This window comes from Novosphingobium sp. (assembly GCF_041905565.1).
Taxonomy (GTDB): domain Bacteria; phylum Pseudomonadota; class Alphaproteobacteria; order Sphingomonadales; family Sphingomonadaceae; genus Novosphingobium.
The window spans coordinates 1-3,624 of record NZ_JAYRKX010000012.1; the positions used below are offsets into that span (position 1 = coordinate 1).

Here is a 3,624-nt window from a genome sequence, read left to right on the forward strand (position 1 = left end):
CTCAAGGTAAGTGAAGGCGGCTTCTTCGTCGTGAAAGTAGGGCTTGGACAGGACAGACATTGCTTTGACTCCGTATGAGAGTCTTATAGCAGTGCTTCACCGTGTTTGCAAGGTATACAATCGCCTTCACCTTGCCGTGCATGCGGTTGACCATGCCGATCACCGCGCGCGCCTGGCTGGCCGGGCCATAGCAGGCCAGCAGGGCGACCGTGCCGGTGCGGCGCGAACGCCCGATCGGATCGGCCTTGTAGGTCGAATGATCCCACACCCCGCTGCGGATGCGCGGATCGGCGAATTCCAGCAGCACCGCCGCAATCCCGCCGATCCCCAGCGCGATCTGGTTCTTGTAGATCCGCCACTGAAGGGAATCGGGGGCAAGCAAGGCCGGTTCGCCCGCGGGACTGGCGAAATCGATCGTCTGGCCCTGGTAGCTATCCTGCATTGCTGCCCCCTGTTCCGGTCCTAGAAGTCGAAGCCGAGCGTCACGCCATAGGTGCGCGGCGGGTTCGGGAACCGCACCACGACGTTGGCGTTGCTGGCCACGGCCGACCAGTAGTACTTGTCGAACAGGTTCTTCGCCCAGATCGACGCGGACCAGCCGCTGGCGCTGCGCACACCCAGGCTGGCATTGGCCACTGCATAGGCCGGGATCTTGTAGAGCGCGAGGTTCTCGAAGATCGTGTTCGACTTGCTCTGATAGCGCAGGCTGAACGCGCCGGTCAGATCCAGGTTGTCCGTCACCGGGGTGTCGTAGACCAGAGTCATGCCGGCCTGGAACCTCGGGCTGTAGATGAATTCCGAGCCATCGAAGTTCTGCGGCTGGCCGGCGGCATTGGTGCCGTTGTAGCTGTTGATCCGGGTCTTCAGCCACAGCGCGTTGCCGGTCAGCGTCACGCCCTTGACCGGGCGCAGCACCAGTTCGCCTTCAACCCCGTAAGCTTCCGACTTCGGCACGTTGTCGAGCCGCGACAGCGCGGTGTAGATCGGATCGGCAAAGTAGGTGCTGATCTGCTTGTCGCGGTAGTCATAATAGAACCCCGAGAGGTTCGCCTGGACCTTGCGGTCGGCCAGGCTGGCCTTCAAGCCCACTTCATAGGCGGTCAGCTTTTCCTGGGTCACCGGCGCGTTCTGGCGGGCGAGGTTCGCCGCGTTGATCGGCGTGGTGCCCGACTTGTACCCGCGCGAGACCGAGGCATAGACCAGCGTGTCGTCATTCGGCGTCCAGTCGAGCGCGAAGCGCCAGGCGACGTTGTTTTCATCCAGCACCGACTGGACTTCGCCGAAAGTGCCGGTGGCCGGGTTGAAGGTGTTGCACTGGCCCTGCACGATCGGCGCCGCGAACACGCCATAGGTCTGGAAGTAGAGCGCGCGGTTCACCACGTTGACGTTGGGCAGCATGTTGCCGTTGGTATCGCGCGAGCAGCCGTTGTAGCGCTGGCGATCCTCGGTGTAGCGGACCCCGGCCGTCAGCTTGAGCTGGTCGGTCAGCTGCGCGTCGGCATTGCCGAACAGGCTCCACGTGCGGGTGCGGATGCGGCCATAGTCTTCGTACGAACGGAACGACTGCGCCATCTGCGTGGGGGTGTAGCCGCTCGAATTGAACGGCGTGGCCAGCAGGGTCGAACCGAAATAGCGGATCAGGCCGACGTTGGCGTTCTGCCCCAGCATGGTGCGGTTGGCGTCGATGATCCGGTCGTTGGCATAGTAGCCGCCGACCAGCCAGTTGACCTTGCCGGCTTCGCCTTCGACGTGAACTTCCTGGGCGAAGCTCTTGATCCGCCCGTCAGTCTTCTGCAGCAGCACTTCAAACGGGGCGCCGCTCCAGTCGGACAGGGCATCGCGCTTGAAATCGTTGTAGCTGGTCAGCGACACCAGCTTGGCGGCATCGCCCAGTTCCTGGTCCCAGCGCAGCTTCAGGCCCCAGAACCGGTTGTTTTCGGCCAGCGGCCCCTTCATCCCCAGGCCCGTGCCGATGTCGGCCGAGCGGGCCGCTTCACCCGCCCAGTCAGCCTGGCTGGCCTTGGTCGGGAAATTGCCGGCGATGTAGTTGGCCAGCCCCGGCGCGTTGAACAGGCGCGACAGGCTGGTGCCGGACACCGGGTCGGTCGCCGGGGTAAAGCCGATGCCCTGCCCGGCCACCGTATCCGAACGGTTGCGCCACCAGAACGCCGAAACGTCGAAATGCGTGCCTTCGGCCGGGTCGAGCGAGAGCGCGCCGCGCACGCCCAGCTTGTCGACCTTGCCCAGCCGGTCGCCGCGCGAATTGCTGACCTGCCAGCCCTTGTCCGACTGTTCGCTGCGCACCGCGATGCGCGCCGCGATGCCTTCGCCCAGCGGGCCAGACAGGTGGCCGCCCAGATTCCAGGTCTTGTAGTTGCCGACATCGGCCGAGACCGACCCTTCGAACTGGTTGGTCGGCTTGGCGGTGATGAAGTTGATCAGGCCGGCGGTGGTGTTGCGCCCATAGAGCGTGCCCTGCGGCCCCTTCAGCACTTCGACGCGTTCCAGGTCCATCACCGGCCCAGTGTTCATGATCGGGTAGGCATAGGCCACTTCATCGACATAAGTGCCGACGGTCGAGGTTGCCGAAAGGTTGATCGTGTTGAACCCGATCCCGCGCAGGGTATAGGTCGGCACGCCCTGGTAGCTTTGCGATACGGTGAAGCTGGGGGCCACCGCAGTCAGGTCGCGCACGTCGGTCACGCGCAGGTTTTCCAGCGTTTCCCCGCTGACCGCCTGCACCGCCATGCCAACATCGTTGAGCGATTCCGCGCGGCGCTGCGCGGTGACGATGATTTCGCCTTCGGAGGCCTGCGCCTCGGGTGCGTCGGCTGCCTCTGCCGCGCTGGCCGGCAGCGCCAGGAACAGACTGCTTCCGGTGCCCAGCAGCAATGCCATGCGAATTGCCTTCATTATCCAACCTCCCTTGTTATACCCGGCACAAGGCGCACGCGCAGCGACGCCCCAGCCAAAGCTTAAGTTGAATGGACGCAATTCGTGGCGTAGCGGCAACCTGTCACCTGTGGCAGGTTGGCCGGGAAGGGATCGAAAACTGGACGATCATCGCGCACGTTGCTGGGCCCAGTTGCCCGCGCTGGTCAGCGCCGTCCATGCGCTGGGTGAAGCGATCGGCCTGCCGTTCATCGCCGCCCAGGCCGATCTGGGCGACCCCCAGCCGATGGCGGACGAGGCCGGGCGCCCCTATGCCGAAACCACCTTTCGCTGGATCGATCCCGGCCACCGCTATTGGCTGGACCGTTCGCTGGCGCTGCACGCCCCGCTGCTGACCGCCGCACGGCTGATGGCCGAACCGTTCTATTATACGCAAGGGCGGCTGGAGACCTGGCGCGACACCGGCCTGCTGGGCGGAATCGACTGCCGCGGCTTGCTGGCCCACCCCATGCTGGGCGACGCGATCATCACGCCGGTCCACCAGCCGCGCGGACTGGTCGGCGCGCTGGTGTGGTGTTCGAGCGAGGCGATCGGGGTGGCGCGCGTCTTTGCCGAACAGGCCGAACACATGCAGGCGCTCGCCACCCGGCTGGTCGCCACCCACAACGAGGCGCGCGGGCGGCCGCCCCACCCCACCCGGCGCGCCACCCCGACCCGGCGCGCAGGGGAGGG

3 protein-coding genes are annotated in these 3,624 nt (G+C 65.3%); 1 reads left to right on the forward strand and 2 read right to left on the reverse strand.

The genetic code is table 11. The features are described from left to right. Position 1 precedes the first annotated feature (1 nt). Complete coding sequence (locus ACE3N9_RS10685) at positions 2-442, reverse strand: oxygenase MpaB family protein (RefSeq protein ID WP_374283671.1); 441 nt, start codon at positions 440-442, stop codon at positions 2-4. Positions 443-462: 20 nt separating this feature from the next. Beyond that, on the reverse strand, positions 463-2,913 hold the full coding sequence (locus ACE3N9_RS10690; protein WP_374283673.1) for a TonB-dependent receptor: 2,451 nt from the start codon (positions 2,911-2,913) through the stop codon (positions 463-465). 172 nt (positions 2,914-3,085) lie between these two features. On the opposite strand from ACE3N9_RS10690, the gene ACE3N9_RS10695 reads away from it, so the two are divergent. After that, positions 3,086-3,624: LuxR family transcriptional regulator (locus tag ACE3N9_RS10695; RefSeq protein ID WP_374283675.1), on the forward strand; the 539-nt coding region annotated here is incomplete at its 3' end.